This is a genomic window from Micromonospora sp. 15K316 (assembly GCF_004348525.1).
In the GTDB taxonomy this organism is placed as follows: domain Bacteria; phylum Actinomycetota; class Actinomycetes; order Mycobacteriales; family Micromonosporaceae; genus Micromonospora.
Map to the genome: position 1 here is coordinate 1 of NZ_SMKG01000431.1, position 974 is coordinate 974.

The 974-nt window shown below is 74.1% G+C and carries 1 protein-coding gene; it reads right to left on the reverse strand.

The genetic code is table 11. The features are described 5' to 3' along the window. Positions 1–79 precede the first annotated feature (79 nt). Positions 80–974 (reverse strand): MinD/ParA family protein (locus tag E1211_RS32155; RefSeq protein WP_371686239.1); only part of this gene is annotated, 895 nt, incomplete at its 5' end.

Here is a 974-nt window from a genome sequence, read left to right on the forward strand (position 1 = left end):
GGGTCGGGGGTGTCCGGACTCACCCGATGATCCTCTCAGGCCGACGAACGGGCGGGGGCGCCGGTGGCGGCAGACTCCCTCACCGGGCGAACGGCTCCAGCATGACCGAAGCGGCCCGCAACCAGGCGTGGCGGGTCTCCGGCTGGAGCTGGGCGTACTCGATCGAGGAGCCGGTCTCCAGCGCCGGGTCGTACGGCACCACCGCGACGGCGCGGGTCCGGCTGGCGAAGTGCCGCTCCAGGTCGTCCTGCAGCGGCGAACGACCCGGAGTCGGGCAGGAGATGAGGGTCACCGCGTTCTCCGCCAGCTCGCCCATGCCCACCTCGTGCAGCAGGTCGAGCATCCAGTCCGCGCTGAACGCGGCGTCCTCACGCGGCACGGTGGTGACCACGAGCTGGTCGGCGGCCTGCATCACGGTGCGCCAGTTGGGGCTCTCCACGTTGTTGCCGGTGTCCACACAGACCACCTCGTGGGTGCGGCGGAGCAGCTCCAGCACCCGCTTCACGGTGAACTGGTCGAGCCGCTGGGCGAAGCGCGGGCTCTCCTCCCCGGCCAGCACGTCGTACGAGCCGTCGGAGGCGTGCCGTAGGTAGTCGTCGAGGCGGTCGAGCAGCGTCTCCCCCTCGAGGATCTCGATCTGCGCGAGCTCGGTGATCAGGTGCCGGATGGTCCGGGCGTGACGGGCGCTGCCGGCGCGCAGACCCAGCGTGCCGCGCAGCTCGTTGTCGTCCCAGGCGAGCACGCCGCGCCCGCGCACGCTGCCGATGGTCGCCGCGCCGAGCACGGTGGCCGTCGTCTTGTGCACCCCGCCCTTGGGGTTGGCGAAGGCGAGCACCCGGGGCGAGCCGAGTTCCCGGCGCAGCACCGCCCGGGCCCGCTCCACCTCCGGGTCGGGGGCCGGCGGGCGCCGCTCGGCCCGCGCCGGGTAGCCCCGGTCGGCGACCGGTGGCGGCGCGATGGCCGGGGCCACGGCC